The organism is Shewanella septentrionalis (genome assembly GCF_025370265.1).
GTDB lineage: Bacteria > Pseudomonadota > Gammaproteobacteria > Enterobacterales > Shewanellaceae > Shewanella > Shewanella hafniensis.
This window is the reverse complement of sequence record NZ_JAMTCC010000001.1, coordinates 1-19,867: the sequence shown is the minus strand read 5'-3', so window position 1 is coordinate 19,867 and position 19,867 is coordinate 1. Positions and strand designations below refer to the sequence as shown.

Genomic DNA, 19,867 nt, shown 5'->3' with positions numbered 1-19,867 from the left:
TCAAGACATAGGCGTAACGCTAAATCCTATGTTCAACTGGAGATACCACAGGTGCGAGTCGCCTTATGCGGGTTGTTTTCGCGCATTCATTGGCTGCGTTTTGCCGCTACTGTTATGCCGATAAGGATATATTGGGATGCGTTTCGATAATAAGGTGGCGTTAGTCACTGGTGCGGCGGTTGGGCTGGGTAGAGCTTATGCCATTATGTTGGCTGAGCGGGGCGCTAAGGTGGTGCTTGTCGATCAGCCGTTATCGTCCAATGAGTCTCTTTCTACCTATGGCCCTCAAACAATTGCAGCCAACATAGCATTGATGCAAACCTACTGCAGCATTATTAAACTCGGTGGTGACTGCCTCTACTTTGTGCTCGATGTTAGCAAGCGGGATGAAGTAAACCGCATGGTCGAAGAAGTGGTCTTACGTTGGCATCGCATTGATATCTTGATTAATAACGCGGGGGTCTACGGTGCTTGTCCGTTCGAGCACATTAAGCTTGAGCAGTGGCAAAGGCAATTGGATGTCGATCTCAATGGCAGTTTTTATCTGACGCAGGCCGTTTGGCCCTATATGCAACAACAGAATTATGGTCGGATTATGATGACTACTGGGGTTTCGGCCTTGTTTGGTGATGTGCATCAAGTCGGTTTTAGCGCGAGTAAGATGGCGTTGGTGGGTATGGTAAATTGCTTATCAATAGAAGGGGAAATCCATAGTATTCGCGTCAATAGTTTATGCCCGCAGGCCGTCACCGCGATGACAGCCAAACATTTAGCGAGTGCGATTCAGCCGTTATTTTCCTTTGAGTCATTAACCGCAACGACGGCTTTTTTAGTGAGTGAACAGGCCCCCAATGGTCAACATTTGCTCGCAGGTGCGGGCAGTGTCAGCCATGGCATGTTTGTTGAATTTCAGCCTATGTATTTTAATGAGGGGCTCTTTACTCCCGATAATCTCGCGCAGCAGTGGCCCCAAATACATCAATCCTTTCCTGTTACTTTGCACTCCAGTGGCGAGGATAAAGTTTTGTCTTGGTCTCAGTTAAGTGCGCTAGAGCACCATATTAAAATCGATTAATTTGATTGTGGATAATCGATAGAAGACTGGTCAGCTTAAGGTGAACTGGGTTACCCTTAAATATTAATGGCTAATTATGCAGTAGGATCTCATGAGTCAGGTATTAGACGATCTTTTATCATTACTTTCCCTTGAGCAAATTGAAATCGGCCTCTTTCGTGGTCAGAGCCAAGATCTGGGATTTGGGCATGTGTTTGGTGGTCAAGTGATGGGGCAAGCACTGAGCGCCGCTAAGCAAACCGTCCCCGTTGAGCGTAAGGTCCACTCATTACACTCTTACTTTTTACGTGCCGGTGACGAGAAGTTACCGATTGTGTATGAAGTCGAAAACATGCGTGATGGCGGAAGTTTTAGCGCCCGTCGCGTGAGTGCAATTCAAAAAGGTCGGCCGATTTTTCACATGACCTGTTCCTTCCAAGAACCTGAAGAAGGATTTAGTCATCAAGCGATCATGCCGCAAGTACCAGGACCAGACGGTCTCTTGAATCAGCAGGAATTAGCGCTGACTATGCGGGATAAAGTGCCGCCGAGCATACTGGAAAAGTTTATGGCCGATGCGCCCATTGAGATGCGACTGGTTAATCCATTACATCCCTTTGCGCCCAAAGAAACCGAGCCATACCGTCATGTGTGGATGCGGGCCAATGGTCCCATGCCAAATGATGCCCATATTCATGAATATTTACTCGCCTATGCCTCGGACTTTAATTTTCTGGTGACAGCGGCTCAGCCCCATGGCGTGTCGTTTTTAAGTCCTGGAGTGCGCATGGCTACCATAGATCATGCGATGTGGTTCCACCGCCCGATTAATATGGGAGAGTGGTTGCTTTATAGTATTGATAGCCCCAATGCCAGCGGTGGCAGAGGTTATGTCAGAGGGCAGTTTTTCAATCAACAAGGCGAGTTAGTGGCTTCTTCTACCCAAGAAGGTCTGATCCGCATGGTAAAAGGACGTTAGTATGTTGCTTAAAATAAGGTCGTTCGTATTAGTCTCGCTCATGGCTATTCTGCTCAATGGCTGCGTGACGGTTAAACCTGAACCCCCAATTATTATCAATGGTGCAGCGGGTTATTTAGAGAAGATCCCCTTGCCTCAAGGTTGCCAAATCACGATTGCTATCATTGATTTGAATACCCCGGGTGTTATCGTTGCGCAGAAAACCTTTAACATCGCCAGAGCGCCAGTGCCGTTTAAATTTACGCTGCCTGCAAAATCGATCGATAAGAGTATCCAATATGGCGTAGTGGCGATGATCAAGTTCCAAGACCAAGTGATCTTTCAAACCTATGACAGGTTCCCTGTCGTCAATAATGATAAGTTCACGACAGAAGTGTTAATGAAGGCGGTCATGGCGAATTAATCACTCCTAATTATTGCCTGCGCATTATTTTTGTATTGCTGAAGATGTAGCCCTTTCAATTTATATTGCAAGGGCTTTTTTTGGTTAATATTCGGGTATTCATGCTGTAAATGTAAAATCAAATATGATTTTGCTTTACACAGAGCTAAGAATATTAATGCATAAGTTAGTCTCTATTTATAAGGGGTGCCATTTTGTAAAAAGATATCTTCATCGGTGTTGTTAAGAATTGGTTTTAATATTGTTATTAATTTGATTTAAATTTGTTTGGTTTTATTTGTTAAAATGTTTGATTTGTAACGGGAGGTTTTTGCGAATAATAATATTTTTACGGTCACTTGTTCTGCTTTTTAGTGCGCTATCTTGGTGCTACAAGATTTAAGTGTTCAAGTTAATGTGCTGATTTTAAATAACTATTTATATTTTGCATTTTTTGTTTATGAGCTTTAATTTACCTGCTATTCAACCTGCGAAACAGTCTATTTCTCTTTTTTAAGATAAATAGAAGCTGATATACGATTTACTGAATTACGTTCTGTTAACTTGATGTTTTAATTTGTATCTTTGCGTGTTACAAATTGTCGCGATAAAACTCAGTGATCATCATCACAGTAAATTGAATGGTTATTCATAAAAAATGTCAGTTACAGGTGACGTTCTTGGTTGTTGCAGTATGTTCATGCCACCAACCTGAGTTTTATAAATCATACAACTTATAAGAATTAGGGAAGTCACAATGAAAACTAAAATAGCACTAGCAGTGTCTATGGCGCTGCTATCGTCGGCGGCAAATGCGCAAACAGTTTTATCACCTACGGGTGAAACCTTGCAGTTAGATATTCCAAGTGAACTACAAGCCACATCATTACGCGGTAATGCTGCCGGGGCTGAAGTTAAGTTTGTACCAGAAGCGGATTTAGGCGAGGGTGAATTTACTTATATCGTTCGTTTACGTGACAGTTCAGTCGCCAATTATCAAGGAACGACTCCTGGCTTTAAAGCGACGAGCTCACAGAGAGTGCAGACAAGTGGCACTTCAAAAGTCGCGGTGAATGGCAAACTCGATGCTTCAAGACCTGAAGTCAAAAGCTATGTTAGCTATTTAAAAGTCAAACAAAACCGATTTTTAGCTAACGCGAGTGCGGCTATTGGTACCAATCTGCAGCCATTAACGACCTATCAGTATGCGTTAAACGGTATGGCAGTTCGCATGACTCAAGCTCAAGCGAAGAAAATGGCTGAGTTACCTGAGGTTGCGTTTGTTGAGCGCGAGCGCATGGAACAAATGGAAACCGACGTCAGCCAAGCGCTTATCGGTTCTCCAAATGTATGGGATGGCAGTGCAACGGGCACTAAAGCCATGGGTGAAGGTGTGATCGTCGGTATTATCGACTCAGGCATTAACTCTGACCATGCTTCTTTTGCTGATGTTGGCCAGGATGGTTATGACCACACTAACCCATTAGGCCAAGGCATTTATATTGGTGACTGTAAAACTGACTTCGTCAGCATGTGTAACGACAAACTGATCGGTGTCCGTAGCTATCCAGAAATCACCAATAACTTTGATGATGTTAAAGTGTATGGCGATACCCCTCCGGCTAAAAACGGTGAGGATTACGGCGGACATGGTTCGCACGTCGCCAGTACAGCAGCGGGTAACATTTTAGTGAATGTCCCTTATGTGCAAGGTGAAACGGGTAAGTTAGAAGGTGATGGTATTGCGACGGGTCTTGAATTTGCGCAAATCTCAGGTGTTGCACCACATGCAAACATCATTGCTTATCAAATCTGTAATCCGGGTAATGCGGGCGACACTTATTCTGGCTGCCCGACCGCACCTATTTTAAAAGCGTTAGACGATGCAATCAAAGATGGCGTCGATGTGATTAACTTTTCAATCAGCGGTGGTGGAAATCCGTGGAATAGTGCAACAGAGCAAGGTTTCTTAGCTGCACGTAATGCGGGTATTTTTGCTGCCGTTGCTGCGGGTAACACACGTGCCGCGACAAATACTAGCCCTGCTATTAATCAAACACCTTACTCAACGCCTAAAAATGCGCCTTGGTATACTTCGGTTGCTAACTCGACCCACAATCGCGACATAGTTCGCGCCGTTGAATTTAATGGTAAAAACTACCACTACACTGCTGGCTCTGGCCCGGTTCAAACTGAAGTGCTCAAAGGTGTACCTGTTTATGCTGGCACAATCGATGCCGCTAATTTTGAAGCCTGTAAACCATTCGCAGCGGATGCTTTTAAAGACAAGATCGCTGTTTTAAGACGCGGTGGTTGTTCATTCGATATTAAAGTCGCTGCGGCGATGAAAGCTGGCGCTAAGGGTGTGATTGTTTTCAATAGAGATGGTGAAAATAATGCGCGTCTGACCATGTCTGGGCTAGATAAATTGGATATTCCAGCGGTATTTATTGGCGATATCGATGGCTTAGAACTGATTGCTGCTATGGCGGCAAATCCAGCGCTTGAAATCACGCTGTCTCCAACCCCTAAAGTCATCAGTAAAGAAGCGGATGTTTTAGCTGCCAGCTCATTGATTGGACCTAACCTGACTAACGATGTACTCGTGCCTTATGTTGCTGCACCGGGTAGTGACATTTACGCTGCTTATGCAGATCAACAATTCGGCCATGATAAGACGGGAACTGATCCTGCTGATTTCACGTTGATGTCAGGTACTTCGATGGCGAGTCCTCACGTTGCCGGTGCTGGCGCGTTACTTAAATCACTGCATAAAGATTGGACCCCAGATAACATTCGTTCTGCGCTAATGATGACAGCAACGACAGCCCAAGCGATGAAAAAGGCTGATGGCAAAACTGTTGCAGATCCGTTTGACGTAGGCGCAGGCCGTATTCGTGTGGATTTAGCGGCTAAATCTGGCTTAGTGATGGATGAAAGTGCCTTAAACTACGAGATTGCTAACCCTACAACAGGTGGCGATCCACGTAAGTTAAACATTCCAAGCATGGCTGATTCACGTTGTATCGATACTTGTACTTGGACACGTACTGTCACTGCAACGGCTGACGGTAGCTGGACTGCAAAAGGTGTTTCCGCAACCGATAAGTTCGCGTTAACTGTGACGCCAGAAAGCTTCAACCTGAAAAAAGGTGAGAGTCAAACGATCACAGTGACTGCGGATGTGACTGACGTCGGTGCAAGTTGGGGCTTTGGTAACTTAGTATTAGCTTCGGAAGCCTTACCAACGGCTAACATGCCGATCGTGGCTAAGATAGCTAAACGCGATTTACCTACGGTTGTACCCGTTTCAGCTTCACGTGATGCCGATGAGCGCAATTTGGCGCACTTGAAAGCGATCGATCTACCGGGTGTTGCGGCGACAGTGACTGCACTTAAGTTAAGCGACACTTATGAATCAAGTGTGAAACAGGATTCAAATACCGATAGTGCATTTGATGATTTAGCCGATGGCGTAAAAGTATTTAGCTTTAACGTTGAAGACAAAGCGTTATATTTCAATGCATCAATCGGTAATACCACCTCTCCTGACTTAGACATGTTTGTGATACTCGATAAGAAAGATGGTAGTCCACTTTCTATCGCGGCATCTTCTGCGTTTGGTGGTTCAAAAGAAAGCGTGTCTATTAAGGACCCAGTGAAAGGTGAGTATATTGTCGTGATACAAAACTATCAGGCATCTGCAGCCGATGCGGATGATGCTTTTAGTTTGAAACAAGTGACCTTATACGATGAAGCGGGTGATAACTTAACGGCAAATCTTACCGGTGATCATAAAGATTTCAACGTCAACTTAGCTTGGAAACAAGCGATGTTAGTGGGCGATGCTGGCTTGGCAATGCTGACTCTGACCACTACTGATGACAAAGTCGCACCGGTTAAAATTCCGGTTATATTTGAGCGCGTCAGTGATGATGTTTTACCGCCTCTAGGTAGCACTGTTTCTGGCGAGTTAACGCCAGGCGCCGCTAAAGTGATGAAGACACGTGTCGAAGCGAACAAAACGCAAGAAACCCGCGTTTACACCTTAGAAGCGTTATTACCAGAAGGTCATGAAGTGGCTAATATCAGCCATCAAGGTACGCAAGTGGGCAATAAGATCACTTGGACTATCGAGATGGCCTCTGGTGCCGCGGCGCAAGATGTGACGTTTGACTTAGTGCCACGTAAGGCAAGCCAAGACAACCTTGTGACTTTGACCAACAAAGTGAACAACGAGTCGGCTGAAATCTTGAAGCAAGAATATCAATTTGATGTTCCAGAAGTAGCGCCAGTGGCAGTGATTGAAGCACCGGTATCTGTTCAAGAAGGTAAACCACTGTTTATCGATGCGAGCAAGTCATCCGATGCCAATAATGATCCATTAACCTACAAATGGACTCAGTTAGGCGGCGCGAGCTTTAACTTTGACGCTAATGCAGCCAAGCTTAATCTAGTGGCGCCAGAAGTGAGTGGTACAGCTCAAACAGTGTCATTCCAACTTACTGTAGCGGACAACCATGGCAACAAGGATTCAAGTGTCGTGTCTGTGTCTGTGACTGAAACACCAGCTAAGAAAGATGATGGTGGTTCATTAGGTTGGTTAAGCTTGTTATTGCTACCATTTGCCTTTGGTCGTCGTAAACAAGGCTAATCGCTCAGGGTTAAATCGAAAGGTTTAACAGTAATTTAATAGTAAATAGAGAAGGGCTGATATTGATATCAGCCCTTTTTGTTTAATCGATTGAAGTTAGCGATTACTCATCAAAAAATCGACAAAGGCACGGTCTGCTTGACTGACGGGGCGTTGTTTTTTCCATGCGATATGCAGGTTCAAAAATACTGGTGGATCGAAGGGTTTAGCTAGAATGTCATCTTTTGAACTTATTGCCATTTCGAGCACGCTGGTGATCCCAAATCCTTGGGAAACAATCTGTTTGATAAGGTTAATCAGATTAGTCTCGAAGGCGACATTGGGCTTTTTCCCCAGATCCTTGGCTTGCGATAGGATCCACTCGCGGTGGAAATAACCTGTCTTGAACATGACTAATTCATGGTCGAAAAAGTCATTGAGACTGACGGCGTTATGTTCCGCTAAAGGGTGTTCGGCTCCCATAGCTATCACCATTTGCTCACGGATCAACAGCTGACTATCAAATTCGGGTTGTAGGTCTTGGGCGGTAATGATCGCAATATCCACTTCTTCCTGTTGCAACATACGCAACGCGTCGCGCGTCCCGCCTTCAAACAGTGATAGTTTTAACTCGGGGTATTTATGCCGAAAAGCCATTAAGCGCGAGGGCAGGTAGAAAGACCCCAGCATGCCCGGCACGGCAATGCGGACTTCCCCCGAGGTGAGATTGGCCATGGCACGGATTTGCGCTTCGGCCTGCTTAATCTGTTTCAGGATCAAAGTGGCATGTTGATGCAAGACTAAACCTTCGGCCGTGAGTGCGAGCAGCTTGTCATTCTTGTTGCTCGTACGATTGACTAAAGTCACGCCGAGTGCAACTTCTAAGCGCTTGATACTTTGGCTTAACGCCGGTTGAGCCATATTCAGTTTCTTGGCTGCAGCGGTAAAGCTACCAGTACTGGCAAGGGCATCTAAATGTTTGAGTTGGCGGATATCCATCAATCGGGCCCATACTGTTGAATAGTGGCAAGGTCGGTGCGTTGTGGCCATAACAAAAATCAATGATAGCGATAGATATTATCTATTATTGTTATGTTATGCCCAGTGATAACCTTTGTCTATCCTATGAGTGATGCTTTGTCGAGGCTCCTGTGCAAGCCGTGTTAGATACTATGATTGATCATAAACAGCGTGATACCCGACTGATGTGGGCGCTATGTGTTGCCTCTGTGGTGGTGTATATCAACTTGTATCTGATGCAAGGCATGCTGCCGCTGATTGCGGAGCATTTTGCGGTATCAGGGTCTAAAGCGACGTTAATCCTGTCGGTAACCAGTTTTTCTTTAGCCTTTTCATTGCTCTTGTATGCGGTACTGTCAGACCGTATCGGTCGACACACACCGATTATTGTCAGCTTGTGGTTGTTGGCGCTATCTAACTTACTGTTAATTTGGGCACCGGATTTTAACGGGCTAGTGCTAGTGCGATTGCTGCAAGGTGCGTTACTCGCTGCCGTGCCAGCAATTGCTATGGCGTACTTTAAAGAGCAGTTGTCACCGAGCACTATGCTCAAAGCCGCGGGCATTTACATTATGGCGAACAGCATTGGCGGCATTGTTGGCCGTTTGCTCGGTGGCGTTATGTCGCAGTTTTTATCTTGGCAAGAATCCATGTGGCTGTTGTTTTTAGTCACCTTAGCGGGCGTGGCTTTAGTGAACTATTTGCTGCCTTCACTTGCCGATGCGCAGGCCATGTCACAGAGTAAAACCGAGCCCTCTTTATCAAAACGTGCCCGTTTAGCCCAAGATCTTCATGGTTTTAGCCATCATCTGACCGATGCGCAAATGCGCTTGGTTTACGCGATTGGCGGCTTGACCTTTATGATGATGGTGAATCAATTTAGTTTTATTCAGCTGCATTTGATGGCGGCGCCCTATGAATGGAGCCGCTTTCAAGCTACCTTGATTTTTCTGTGTTATTCGAGCGGGACTATTGCGTCGTATTTTACCGCGAAATGGCTCGCCAAATTTGGCCAACATAAGTTGTATCAGTGGTCTTGGTGCGTGATGTTGCTCGGCAGTTTATTGACCCTGTTTGATACCACTTTGACCATTAGCTTAGGCTTTTTGATGACGGCCTGTGGCTTTTTCCTCACTCACAGTTGCTGTAATTCCTTTGTCGCGATGCGCGCCAGTCGCGATCGGGCTAAGGCGACATCGCTGTATTTATGTTGTTACTACTTAGGCGCTGCGATTGGTGGCCCTTATTTGATGATGTTTTGGCATGAGGCGCAGTGGCGCGGCGTGGTGATGGGCTCGTTAACCTTACTGGCCTTGATTGCCTTAGCCATCACCCGTTTGCATTACCATCAAACGCATGTCAAACGGGTATTAGTCTAGCTTTCAATTTGTTGTTTAGTCGTCGGAATTAATGTACTGCTTGCGGTCTAAATCATATTTACGCATTTTGTCGTAGAGGGTTTTGCGGGGCAGTTCCAACTGTTCCATTGTCTGCTTAATGCTGCCCTTGTTGTGGCTGAGCGCTTCTTCAATCAGTACCCTTTCAAAAAACTCGACTCGTTGCAGTAATGACATGCTCGAGTGCAGGCTTGGGGTATTGCCCAAAGTGCCAGCAAAGGCGGCTTCTCCGCCCAGCAGTACAAAGCGTTCGGCGAGATTACGTAACTCACGCACATTGCCCGGCCAGTCGTGGGAGGTGAGAATGGCGTTTTGCTCGGCATTTAAGGCGATAAGCGCTTTGTGGTAGCGTGCCGATGCAACTCGAGCAAAGTGCAGGAAGAGTAACGGAATATCTTCACGGCGATCCCGCAGGGGAGGGATAGGCACAGTCACCAGATTTAAGCGATACAACAAGTCTTGGCGAAATTCCCCCGTGTCACACAAGCTTTTTAAATCCACCTTAGTGGCGGCAATCACACGTATATCTAAGTTGATGCTTTTGTTTGACCCTAAGCGTTCAACCTTACGGTCTTCAAGTACCCGTAGCAGTTTTACCTGCAGTGACAGTGGTGTACTTTCAATTTCATCTAAAAATAATGTGCCGCCGTTGGCGTATTCAAACTTACCCATGCGCATCTTATCAACGCCGGTAAAGGCACCTGCCTCGGCGCCAAAGAGCTCACTCTCAATTAAGTTTTCAGGGATCGCCCCACAGTTGATGGCGACAAAGTTGGCTTGGCTGCGGCTGCTGTGATCGTGTAAATAGCGGGCGACGAGTTCTTTACCTGTGCCTGTTTCACCTTCGATTAACACGTCAGCTGGGGTATCTATCACTTGATCTATGATGTGGCGCATGCGGTTGATGCCGACACTGTTACCCAAAATGCGCGGGCCTGGTACGCTCTGACTTTCGAGATCCTTTTTAAGTTTACGGTTTTCTAAGGTCAGGCTGCGTTTATCTAAGGCGCGCTTCACCACATCGAGTATATGCTCGTTATTAAAGGGCTTTTCGAGAAAGTCGTAGGCACCTTGCTTTAAGGCATTGACTGCCATGGCGATATCCCCAAACCCTGTCAATAACACAACGGGGAGATCGGGGTCCTGCAGGCGGATTTGTTGCATTAAGCTGATGCCATCTAATTGCGGCATGTTGACATCTGATATCACCATTCCCGCCCAATCCTTATGCAGGAGTTTAGCGATCCCTTTCGGCTCAGTGGTAGCGAGCGCCTTAATGCCCTCAAGTTCAAATAGCTGAACGAGAACTGTGCCTATGTGCGGCTCATCGTCGATGATGAGTACAGAATAATCTTGTATAGAATTGGGCACACTCATGAGACTAACATTCCTCAAGCAAATAAATAGGTAAAATAATCTGGAAAATGGCGCCACCTTCTTCGGCATTGGCGACGTTAATTTGGCCTTGCATAGATTCGATAATACGCTGAGAAATGGATAAGCCAAGCCCTAGGCCATGCCGCTCGTTGGTGGTGAAATAAGGTTCGAAGATTTTCTCCATTTGGCTTTCACGTACGCCAGGACCTGAATCTTGGATACTGATGCAGAACTTATCTTCACTGGTTACGCGGATAATCAAGCGGCGTTTATCCGATTGCTGCATAGCGACAATGGCGTTACTCATGATGTTGACAAATACTTGCTGCAATCGGACCTTATCGCCCCAAACTTGATAGCTACCATTGGGAAGTTGCACATCGAGCTCAACACCTTGTTTGTCTATTTCTGGCTGAACGATAGTGAGCGCTTGCTGAATGCAGCGCCCAATATCGGTAGCGCTATCTGTGCCTTGGCTCTTGCGGGTGAAGCTTTTAAATTGGCCGACAATATCGGCCAATCTATCGGTCAGCTCAATAATAATCTTGATATTATCCAGTGCTTTATCTTGCATATTACGGGCTAGAAAGGTTTGAGTGTTTTGGGCATAGCTGCGAATCGCGGCAAGTGGTTGATTAAGCTCATGGTTAATACTGGCGGATAAACTGCCGATCACTGTGAGTTTAGCCGCTTGAATGAGTTCATCTTGAGTATCTTTAAGCTGATTGTTCGCCTGCTGCAAGTCTTGAGTTCGTTCTTCTACGCGTTGTTCTAACAGGCTTTGTGCCAGTTGCATGCGCTGTAGGTTGCGGCGCCGCTCGGCACTAAACAAGATGCTGAGTGCCAGCAATAGATAAATACTAGCCGACAATAACATCAGCGCAGGTAAAGACGACAGCAAGGGTTTGATGGGTGCTAAGATATGCACCCGCCAGCCAGCTTTGGCCATTAACTGATGATTATCCATGTATTGCTCATGATCTCTACCCGTTTGCAATTGGTAGAGCATGGCTTGGCTGCCACTCTCATAGGGTGGCTTCATTAACAGCTCACCTATGGGGCGTTCTGCGTAACGCTTTGATGCATTGAGCATATACTGTTTGGCTTGGGTAAGTGGGGTGAGTGACTTTAACCGCCACTCATCGACACTGGAGATAAAAACAATGTCCTCTGGGTCGCTGATAAGGAATTGATACTGGCCCGCAATTGCCATGCTTGTGCTTTGCTGCTCGATACCGCTAATGTCCACTTTGACAATGATCGCGCCGAGTATGCCTTTACCGCCTTGCTGATAAATAGGGTAGGAGAAATAAAAGCCACGCTTATCTGAGCTGGTACCCACGGCATAATAACGGCCTAAATTGCCCGAGATAGCATCTGTGTAATAGGGCCTAAAGGAATAGTCCTTGCCGATAAAGGAGAAACTCTGTTGCCAGTTACTGGCGGCAATGGCAATCCCTAAGGCATCAATCAGATAGATATCGGACGCCTCAGTGACATGCTGGATTTCTTCCAGATATAAATTAAGTTCTTGGATCTTATCGGGGTTTTGTTGGTCGTTCAGTACATTGGCGAGCATAGGGTTAGTTGAGAGCACATGGGGAATGCTTTCGTAGCGCGATAATGCCCCATCAAGGAAACTGATTAATTCTTTTAGTTGTTTCTCAGATTGAGTTTGTATCTCGATTTTACCTTGATGCAAATGCACCCAATAGGTCAGTTTGAGCGTTGCAAATAGGCCTGCAAGTAACACTACAGTGAGAAAGAGGCGTTTCTTGGCCTTAGGCGTCATGGGCAACATGGTGGCTATCCTGATAAAGCGACGGTATCAATCATTGAGACTGTACATCATAAAACAAAGCGAGCCTGACTAGGCTCGCTTAAAAACTAACTGTAATCAAGGGGTAATCTTATTACCTTGAATTTCAGCTTAATATCCACGCATCGAATCCAACCATTCTGGTAAGAAGAGCGAAATCTGCGGCACGTAAGTGATCAAGGTTAAGAAGGCTAACATCAGCAGTAACCAAGGCAAAACCGATTGAATGACCCAACCAATACTCTTACCTGTGATCCCCGCGGTAACAAAGAGGTTGAGCCCCACTGGCGGCGTGAGCATACCTATCTCCATGTTCACCACCATGATGATACCTAAGTGAATAGGATCTATGCCTAAGTGAGTCGCGATAGGGAAGAGGATCGGCGCCATAATCAGGACAATCGCCGATGGCTCCATAAAGTTACCAGCAGCAAGTAGCAGTAAGTTAACAATGATCAGGAAGCCCCAAGCGGGTAAACCCATATTAACAATATGCTCAGCGATAATATGCGGGATACGCTCAGTGGTTAAGACATGCGCGAACAACATAGCGTTAGCTATGATAAACAGCAGCATGATACTGACCTTAGCACCATCACGCACTACGTTACGTATGTCTTTGTCGATAGGCGTTTTAATTAGCCCAAGGAACATGTGACCTAAGTTACGTGCAGCGGCTTTAGGTAAGCTTTCACCTTGATTGCGCCAAGCCACTTCTTTTAATGGCCCAATGTCACGGTAACCAAATACCGCAATAAAGTACGCATACATACAAGCCACAGCTGAAGCTTCAGTCGGGCTCGCAACGCCGCCATAGATAGAGCCGAGTACGATAAGGATGAGTGCTAATCCACCCAAAGCTTTAGCGCTTGAAATCCCCAGTTGTTTAAAGCCTGGGAAAGGACGCGAAGGCAAGTTCTTAAAGCGGGCGACAATGTAGATAACGATCATCAGGATGAATCCCATCATTAAACCTGGGATTAAACCTGCCATAAACATTCTTGCTGCGGACACTTCGGTCGCTGCCGCATACACCAACATCACAATCGAGGGGGGGATCAAAATACCGAGTGTGCCTGAGGTCGTGATAACCCCCGCCGCAAACTTCTCGGGATAACCCGCTTTAACCATGCCCACAATCACGATTGAACCAATCGCCGCTACGGTTGCGGGTGATGATCCAGAAACCGCCGCAAACAGCATACAGGCCATAACAGATGCCATCGCTAATCCACCACGGACATGTCCAATACTGTCCATGGCAAAATCGATAATCCGTCTCGCGACGCCACCAGTTGAGAGGAAGGCGGATGACAGAATAAAGAAGGGGATAGCGAGTAGAGTGTAATGCTCCGATGAAGACTCATACAGTTTGAGTGCCACTGAGGCTAAGGAGTCATTCGAGAAAAACAAAATGGTGAGCATGCTGGAAAAACCTAACGCGATAGCGATAGGCATACCGAGAAACATACACACTAATAGGGCGGTAAATAGGGTTGCAATCGCCATTATTTAGTCTCCTTTTCGTCAGAGACGGGTTCTTCATTGGCGTTTTTAACGCTTTCATCGATTAAATGCATACTTTCTTTCGCTTCATCGGCAAATTGGAAGCCAGTGACTTGGTCACGTAGGATGGCAATAAAGAGTTCGGCGAATCGCCAAGTCAACATCGAAAAACCAATGATCAAGATGCTCTGGGATAACCAAATCGGTACCGCGCCATCTTCAACATCAATCCTTAAGGTGTTCCAAGCAAAGTCTGGGTCGAGGCTTTTTAAGAAAAATTGGGGGAAATTAATATCTTCCATAGGCACACCAATTTGATACATCTGGCTTAAGTAATCCCAACTGCCTTTTAAAAACAGTCCGCAATAGACAATACAGACAAAGGCGGTAACGAGGGACGTTATCTTTTTGGCCCGAGGCGCTAAGTTTTTAACGAAGGCATCGACACCAATGTGCGCGCCAACTTTTACCCCATAAGACATACCAAACAACACAAACCAACCGCAAAAGGTCAGTGTGAGTTCTTGGATCCACAGAAAACCCGTATTGAAGAAGAATCGTGCGACGACTTCTGAAAACACTAACAACGTCATCAGAGTGATCAATAAATTGAGCACACCTTCTTCAAAATAACCAAATATTCGCGATATCACAGCCATAATCCCCTCGCTGAAATGGCCGCTTAACCTCGGTTGAGATTAAGCGGCTATCATCATTATTATTTATTTGCAGCTACAGCAGCATCAATCACATCTTTACCGATTTGCTCTTCAAACTTAGCCCAAACTGGTTTCATCACATCGACCCATTTTTGACGTTCAGCAGGCGTTAAAGTCACTAACTGTGAACGTTTAGAATCTAGGATTAACTGTTTGTCTTGGTTATCTTTCTCAGCGGCAATTTTGTTACCTAATGCGATAGATTCATCTAAAGCTTCTTTGATGATCTTACGTTTGTCAGCAGGTAAGCCTTTCCAGAAAGTGTCAGAGGTCACGACCATATAGTCGAGCACACCGTGGTTACTTTCTGTGATTTGGCTTTGCACTTCATAGAACTTTTGTGAGTAAGTATTTGACCATGTGTTTTCTTGACCATCGATAGCGCGGGTTTGCAGCAGGGTAAATACTTCAGAGAAAGGTTTTTTCACTGGAATAGCGCCGACAGCATCAAACTGAGCCGCCAAAACATCAGACGCCATTACGCGGAACTTCAAGCCCTTTGCATCAGCAGGATTTTTAAGTGGCGTGTTAGCCGAGAACTGTTTCAGACCATTGTGTAAATAGCCTAGACCGACAATCCCTTTACGGGTCATAGAGTTCAGTAGTGTTTGACCTGCTTCACCTTGTTGGAAACGGTTTACCGCATCCATATCATTGAAGAGGAAAGGTAAATCGAATACTTGTAGGCGTTTAGTGTAACGTTCAAATTTTGAGAGTGACGGCGCAACAAATTGCACGTCGTTTAACAGTAGTGCCGCTAACTCGTTGTTATCCCCAAATAACTGTGAGTTAGGAAATACACTGACCTTGTATTCACCCGGTAAACGTTGTTCAACGAGTTCTTTAAACTTAAGTGCCATTTGGCCTTTGGGCGTATTTTCTGCCACAACGTGCGAAAACTTAATTTCAATAGGTTCTGCAAATACGTTAAAGCTGGTTGCGAACACGGAGGCAACGGCGAGCATTTTGACTAAGGTTTTGAGTGGACGGGTCAATCCAGTTTGTTGATTCAATGTCATCTTGAGTTCCTTTTTCTGTTGTTAGGATTTGTCCTCAGTCTTGGTTAGTTTGTTACCAAGTTTGAGTAGGAATACAGCCTTGATTTCCCTGAGGTCTGTCTTACTAAAGGCAAATACCACGCCAACTTACACTGACTTCTGTAAGTGTTTGGTTACTAAAGTGTAGTTCATTTGATGTTTGTCACACTTTTAGTTTTGTGGGCGAGATCTCGCTCACAGTGATTTTGTATTTGGGTGGGAACCCACCCATGGCGCGGATCTGCCTCAAATAGATAGCCCTTGGCGGTGCAGGTTTATTAAACAAACTTAGTTATTTTCAGATCAAAAAATGCCGCAAAAGTATGCGCTACGCTGAAACATGCGTGATGGATTATTTTGGGATAAGCAGTGTAGGCTGATTGTGTGGTTAATTGTGGTCAAGTCGATGGTGTTTGTCGTCAATCAAGACAAGGAGTCAGTTGGCGCAGTTAATCATCATCTAAAAGGATACGTTTTAGGATCGTATCGCTAGGCAACAACTCTAAGTGGCCTTGTTCGTCAAAGTACCAACCGGTAATAAAGCCCTTTTGGCGCATACTGACGAGATTATGCATGACTTCCCGTGCTTCCTTGAGTGCCGTTTGCTCATCGCAAGCGTGGGTATGCTTTAAATAAGCGGCAATATTGGCAAGAGAAGCGGATTGACTGACGCTGGCCATAATGTTGATCTCCAAACAATGCTAAAAGCAGAATGAAATCAGGCTGAGTGTCGATAGAGCTTGGTATTTTACGGATTATAAAAGGCGAAAGAGTAAAATTTAGCACTCGCTGATTGAGATCAAGCATAGTTGAGTCAGCGTGTTGGTAAAGTTTATTGGGGGGATAAATATGGTGGTCGCTACTGGGCTCGAACCAGTGACCCCCTCCTTGTAAGGGAGGTGCTCTCCCAGCTGAGCTAAGCGACCTGGGATGTAACTTGTGTATTGCAGAATATGGTGGTCGCTACTGGGCTCGAACCAGTGACCCCCTCCTTGTAAGGGAGGTGCTCTCCCAGCTGAGCTAAGCGACCTGGGATATAACTTATGTATTACAGAATATGGTGGTCGCTACTGGGCTCGAACCAGTGACCCCCTCCTTGTAAGGGAGGTGCTCTCCCAGCTGAGCTAAGCGACCTGGGATATAACTTGTGTATTGCAGAATATGGTGGTCGCTACTGGGCTCGAACCAGTGACCCCCTCCTTGTAAGGGAGGTGCTCTCCCAGCTGAGCTAAGCGACCTGGGAATTCTGATATTACACAATTTTTAAGTCATTATTCACTGAAGAATGGTGGTCGCTACTGGGCTCGAACCAGTGACCCCCTCCTTGTAAGGGAGGTGCTCTCCCAGCTGAGCTAAGCGACCTGGGAATGACTTTCACACAATGATGTACATTAAGTTATATGGTGGTCGCTACTGGGCTCGAACCAGTGACCCCCTCCTTGTAAGGGAGGTGCTCTCCCAGCTGAGCTAAGCGACCTGGGATATAACTATTTTGTACAGCCATTATTTCTTTACAAATCTTGTATAAAACAATGGTGGTCGATACTGGGCTCGAACCAGTGACCCCCTCCTTGTAAGGGAGGTGCTCTCCCAGCTGAGCTAATCGACCTCGCTGTGTGGAGCCGTATTATAGGGAGGTTCGATCTAGTGTCAACGCTTTTTAGTTAAAAAAGCATTGGTCGCGCTATTTTTGTTCGCATTGGCTTAATGCTAATCACGCCGCCGATCAAAGTGTTAGTTTATTCGCCTGTCAATGGCGTGCAATTTGAGTGTTTGGGATGCCGCGATAGCTAGATTCATGTTATTCGTGAGCATTTTGGGCGATAAAATGACTGGGTGTGAGTGACTCGCAATGATTAGATGTTAGAGATTGAGTGGATAGCGGTGTATAGGCGTTGCGCCAAAGACACACTATTTTATAGCTGGAGGCATGATAGGGGCAAAAGTAGGGCTGGGATCTAAGCGTTGCGAAAATCAATCCATGAGTCATAAGTCAGATAAATGGGGCGTAGGTTTTCGGGTGATGGCTGTGGCAGCACTTTAATATGTGTACCTTTATATAGGCTTCTCTATATAAGGAGGGGATTTAGCGTTACGATTTTATCAGATAAGTGATACTGCAGAGCTTGTCCCATTTGCAGCGCCTGCTTTGACTGTTAGAATAAGCCCACTTTTTTATCGTGATTGTCTTTATCTAGACGACTTTATATAGGTTAGTGTCCCATTATGACAACTAAGACGCGTTTTGCCCCTAGTCCTACTGGTTTCTTGCATGTTGGTGGTGCCCGTACTGCACTTTATTCTTGGTTACAAGCCCGTGCCAATAACGGTGAGTTTGTATTACGTATTGAAGACACTGATATTGAGCGTTCGACTCAAGCCGCCTGCGATGCGATTTTAGAAGGTATGAACTGGTTAGGTTTGACATGGGACGAGGGCCCGTACTACCAAACTAAGCGTTTTGACCGTTATAACGAAATCATTGCTCAAATGTTAGCAAAGGGCACTGCATATAAATGCTATTGCTCACGTGAACGTATTGATGCGTTAAGAGAAGCACAAGCCGCCAACGGTGAAGCACAAAAGTATGATGGTTGCTGCCGTGACTTGCCAGCTCGTGACACTGATGAGCCATTTGTTGTGCGCTTCAAAAACCCTATTGGCGGTTCAGTGGTATTTGATGACCATGTTCGTGGCCGTATTGAATTTTCGAACGATGCATTAGATGACTTGATCATCGCCCGTACCGATGGTGTGCCAACCTATAACTTCTGTGTGGTCGTTGACGATTGGGATATGGGAATTACCTGTGTAGTTCGTGGTGAAGATCATATCAACAATACGCCACGTCAAATCAATATCCTTAAAGCATTAGGGGCGCCGATCCCTGAATATGCTCATGTTTCTATGATTCTCGGTGATGACGGTGCGAAATTATCTAAGCGTCATGGCGCAGTGAGCGTAATGCAGTACCGTGACGATGGTTATTTGCCAGAAGCACTATTGAATTACCTAGTACGTTTAGGGTGGTCACATGGCGATCAAGAAATCTTCTCATTAGAAGAAATGAAGCAATACTTTAAGCTCGGTGATATCAATAAAGCCGCTTCAGCCTTTAATACCGATAAACTGGTGTGGTTGAACCAACACTATATTAAGAGTCTTGCTCCAGAATATGTGGCGACACACTTACAATGGCACATGGACGATCAAAAAATTGATATGTCAAACGGCCCATCATTAGCGGAAGTGGTTACGGCATTAGCTGAACGCGCTAAGACACTAAAAGAGTTAGCCGCTTCTAGCCGCTATTTCTATGAAGACTTTGCAGAGTTTGATGAGGCCCAAGCGAAAAAGCATTTACGTGGTGTTGCGTTAGAGCCATTGCAACTGGTTCAACAAAAATTAGCCGCATTAACTGAGTGGACTGTAGAAGCTATCCATCAGGCGATTGAAGACACTGCAACAGAATTAGATGTGGGTATGGGCAAGGTTGGTATGCCTTTACGTGTTGCTGTAACAGGGGCAGGGCAGTCACCAGGCCTTGATATCACATTATTTTTAATCGGAAGAAGCCGTTCTGAGCAAAGAATATCCAAAGCGATTGAATTTGTAGCAGATAGAATAAATTCCTAAAAAACGAGTTGACACTTTTAGGTGCGCTGCATAGAATGCGCCACGCAGTTGAGACACAGACGAGCAAATGCTTGTAGTGCACTTAAATGTAGCTTGATAAGTTTTGGGGTTATAGCTCAGCTGGGAGAGCGCTTGCATGGCATGCAAGAGGTCCACGGTTCGATCCCGTGTAGCTCCACCAAACTTACTGCAGATGTTAAGCAGGAACGTAAGTTCGAATTAATATGTCTGAGGTTACCTTCCTTCTTTAGAAGAGAGTGCCTAGGACACCGTAGATGTTAAACGGGAACAATAGGTTCAAATTAATA

Annotated in this window: 13 protein-coding genes and 8 tRNA genes; 7 read left to right on the top strand and 14 right to left on the bottom strand. The window is 45.6% G+C overall.

Annotated features, from left to right (window positions below; translation table 11 throughout):
- Positions 1 to 136 precede the first annotated feature (136 nt).
- The 4 genes from NE536_RS00105 (at position 137) to NE536_RS00090 (ending at position 7,069) form a co-directional block, all read left to right on the top strand.
- Entirely contained in the window at positions 137 to 1,075 is a 939-nt protein-coding gene (locus NE536_RS00105; protein WP_261271398.1) for an SDR family NAD(P)-dependent oxidoreductase, read from the top strand.
- 91 nt (positions 1,076 to 1,166) lie between these two features.
- Positions 1,167 to 2,033, top strand: coding sequence for an acyl-CoA thioesterase II (gene tesB, locus NE536_RS00100; protein WP_261271397.1), 867 nt, complete (start codon positions 1,167 to 1,169; stop codon positions 2,031 to 2,033).
- Between the two features lies 1 nt (position 2,034).
- Positions 2,035 to 2,436 carry a YbaY family lipoprotein gene (locus NE536_RS00095; RefSeq protein ID WP_220590659.1) on the top strand — a complete coding sequence of 134 codons (402 nt, stop codon included), beginning with the start codon at positions 2,035 to 2,037 and terminating at the stop codon, positions 2,434 to 2,436.
- 736 nt (positions 2,437 to 3,172) lie between these two features.
- Positions 3,173 to 7,069 carry a S8 family serine peptidase gene (locus NE536_RS00090; protein ID WP_261271396.1) on the top strand — a complete coding sequence of 1,299 codons (3,897 nt, stop codon included), beginning with the start codon at positions 3,173 to 3,175 and terminating at the stop codon, positions 7,067 to 7,069.
- Positions 7,070 to 7,165: 96 nt separating this feature from the next.
- On the opposite strand, the gene NE536_RS00085 is transcribed toward NE536_RS00090, so the two are convergent.
- Positions 7,166 to 8,047 (bottom strand): LysR family transcriptional regulator, encoded by an 882-nt coding sequence (locus NE536_RS00085; protein ID WP_006082306.1) that lies wholly within the window; start codon positions 8,045 to 8,047, stop codon positions 7,166 to 7,168.
- A gap of 152 nt (positions 8,048 to 8,199) precedes the next feature.
- On the opposite strand from NE536_RS00085, the gene NE536_RS00080 reads away from it, so the two are divergent.
- A complete protein-coding gene (locus NE536_RS00080; RefSeq protein ID WP_261271395.1) occupies positions 8,200 to 9,447 on the top strand; it encodes an MFS transporter in 1,248 nt (415 codons plus the stop codon).
- A 15-nt stretch (positions 9,448 to 9,462) separates the two neighbouring features.
- On the opposite strand, the gene NE536_RS00075 is transcribed toward NE536_RS00080, so the two are convergent.
- The 13 genes from NE536_RS00075 to NE536_RS00015 all read right to left on the bottom strand — a co-directional run bounded on the left by NE536_RS00075 (position 9,463) and on the right by NE536_RS00015 (position 17,532).
- Positions 9,463 to 10,842 carry a sigma-54-dependent transcriptional regulator gene (locus NE536_RS00075; RefSeq protein ID WP_107948256.1) on the bottom strand — a complete coding sequence of 460 codons (1,380 nt, stop codon included), beginning with the start codon at positions 10,840 to 10,842 and terminating at the stop codon, positions 9,463 to 9,465.
- Between the two features lie 4 nt (positions 10,843 to 10,846).
- Positions 10,847 to 12,643, bottom strand: a complete 1,797-nt coding sequence (locus tag NE536_RS00070; protein ID WP_261271394.1) for a sensor histidine kinase — start codon at positions 12,641 to 12,643, stop codon at positions 10,847 to 10,849.
- 129 nt (positions 12,644 to 12,772) lie between these two features.
- Positions 12,773 to 14,170 (bottom strand): TRAP transporter large permease, encoded by a 1,398-nt coding sequence (locus NE536_RS00065; RefSeq protein WP_006082297.1) that lies wholly within the window; start codon positions 14,168 to 14,170, stop codon positions 12,773 to 12,775.
- Positions 14,170 to 14,826 carry a TRAP transporter small permease gene (locus NE536_RS00060; protein WP_006082296.1) on the bottom strand — a complete coding sequence of 219 codons (657 nt, stop codon included), beginning with the start codon at positions 14,824 to 14,826 and terminating at the stop codon, positions 14,170 to 14,172. The genes NE536_RS00065 and NE536_RS00060 overlap by 1 nt, the downstream gene beginning before the upstream one ends.
- Positions 14,827 to 14,885: 59 nt before the next feature.
- Entirely contained in the window at positions 14,886 to 15,905 is a 1,020-nt protein-coding gene (locus NE536_RS00055) for a TRAP transporter substrate-binding protein (protein ID WP_006085509.1), read from the bottom strand.
- 467 nt (positions 15,906 to 16,372) lie between these two features.
- On the bottom strand, positions 16,373 to 16,603 hold the full coding sequence (locus tag NE536_RS00050) for a hypothetical protein (RefSeq protein WP_261271393.1): 231 nt from the start codon (positions 16,601 to 16,603) through the stop codon (positions 16,373 to 16,375).
- Positions 16,604 to 16,773: 170 nt separating this feature from the next.
- A tRNA-Val gene (locus NE536_RS00045) sits at positions 16,774 to 16,849 on the bottom strand.
- Positions 16,850 to 16,877: 28 nt separating this feature from the next.
- Positions 16,878 to 16,953: transfer RNA gene (locus NE536_RS00040), tRNA-Val, on the bottom strand.
- Positions 16,954 to 16,981: 28 nt separating this feature from the next.
- Positions 16,982 to 17,057: transfer RNA gene (locus NE536_RS00035), tRNA-Val, on the bottom strand.
- A gap of 28 nt (positions 17,058 to 17,085) precedes the next feature.
- Positions 17,086 to 17,161 (bottom strand) — tRNA-Val (locus tag NE536_RS00030).
- Between the two features lie 48 nt (positions 17,162 to 17,209).
- Positions 17,210 to 17,285: transfer RNA gene (locus tag NE536_RS00025), tRNA-Val, on the bottom strand.
- Positions 17,286 to 17,324: 39 nt separating this feature from the next.
- Positions 17,325 to 17,400, bottom strand: a tRNA-Val gene (locus NE536_RS00020).
- A gap of 56 nt (positions 17,401 to 17,456) precedes the next feature.
- Positions 17,457 to 17,532, bottom strand: a tRNA-Val gene (locus NE536_RS00015).
- A 617-nt stretch (positions 17,533 to 18,149) separates the two neighbouring features.
- Between NE536_RS00015 and gltX the strand changes: the two genes are divergently transcribed.
- On the top strand, positions 18,150 to 19,559 hold the full coding sequence (gene gltX, locus NE536_RS00010; RefSeq protein ID WP_261271392.1) for a glutamate--tRNA ligase: 1,410 nt from the start codon (positions 18,150 to 18,152) through the stop codon (positions 19,557 to 19,559).
- 105 nt (positions 19,560 to 19,664) lie between these two features.
- Positions 19,665 to 19,740 (top strand) — tRNA-Ala (locus tag NE536_RS00005).
- Positions 19,741 to 19,867: the final 127 nt, after the last annotated feature.

What these genes read in the sequence shown, in the direction of transcription:
- NE536_RS00105 (WP_261271398.1), top strand. Translation starts at nt 137, where the DNA reads ATGCGTTTCGATAATAAGGTGGCGTTAGTCACTGGTGCGGCGGTTGGG.
- NE536_RS00055 (WP_006085509.1), bottom strand. Translation starts at nt 15,905, where the DNA reads ATGACATTGAATCAACAAACTGGATTGACCCGTCCACTCAAAACCTTA.
- NE536_RS00085 (WP_006082306.1), bottom strand. Translation starts at nt 8,047, where the DNA reads ATGGATATCCGCCAACTCAAACATTTAGATGCCCTTGCCAGTACTGGT.
- NE536_RS00065 (WP_006082297.1), bottom strand. Translation starts at nt 14,170, where the DNA reads ATGGCGATTGCAACCCTATTTACCGCCCTATTAGTGTGTATGTTTCTC.
- tesB (WP_261271397.1), top strand. Translation starts at nt 1,167, where the DNA reads ATGAGTCAGGTATTAGACGATCTTTTATCATTACTTTCCCTTGAGCAA.
- NE536_RS00075 (WP_107948256.1), bottom strand. Translation starts at nt 10,842, where the DNA reads ATGAGTGTGCCCAATTCTATACAAGATTATTCTGTACTCATCATCGAC.
- NE536_RS00070 (WP_261271394.1), bottom strand. Translation starts at nt 12,643, where the DNA reads ATGTTGCCCATGACGCCTAAGGCCAAGAAACGCCTCTTTCTCACTGTA.
- NE536_RS00060 (WP_006082296.1), bottom strand. Translation starts at nt 14,826, where the DNA reads ATGGCTGTGATATCGCGAATATTTGGTTATTTTGAAGAAGGTGTGCTC.
- gltX (WP_261271392.1), top strand. Translation starts at nt 18,150, where the DNA reads ATGACAACTAAGACGCGTTTTGCCCCTAGTCCTACTGGTTTCTTGCAT.
- NE536_RS00090 (WP_261271396.1), top strand. Translation starts at nt 3,173, where the DNA reads ATGAAAACTAAAATAGCACTAGCAGTGTCTATGGCGCTGCTATCGTCG.
- NE536_RS00095 (WP_220590659.1), top strand. Translation starts at nt 2,035, where the DNA reads ATGTTGCTTAAAATAAGGTCGTTCGTATTAGTCTCGCTCATGGCTATT.
- NE536_RS00050 (WP_261271393.1), bottom strand. Translation starts at nt 16,603, where the DNA reads ATGGCCAGCGTCAGTCAATCCGCTTCTCTTGCCAATATTGCCGCTTAT.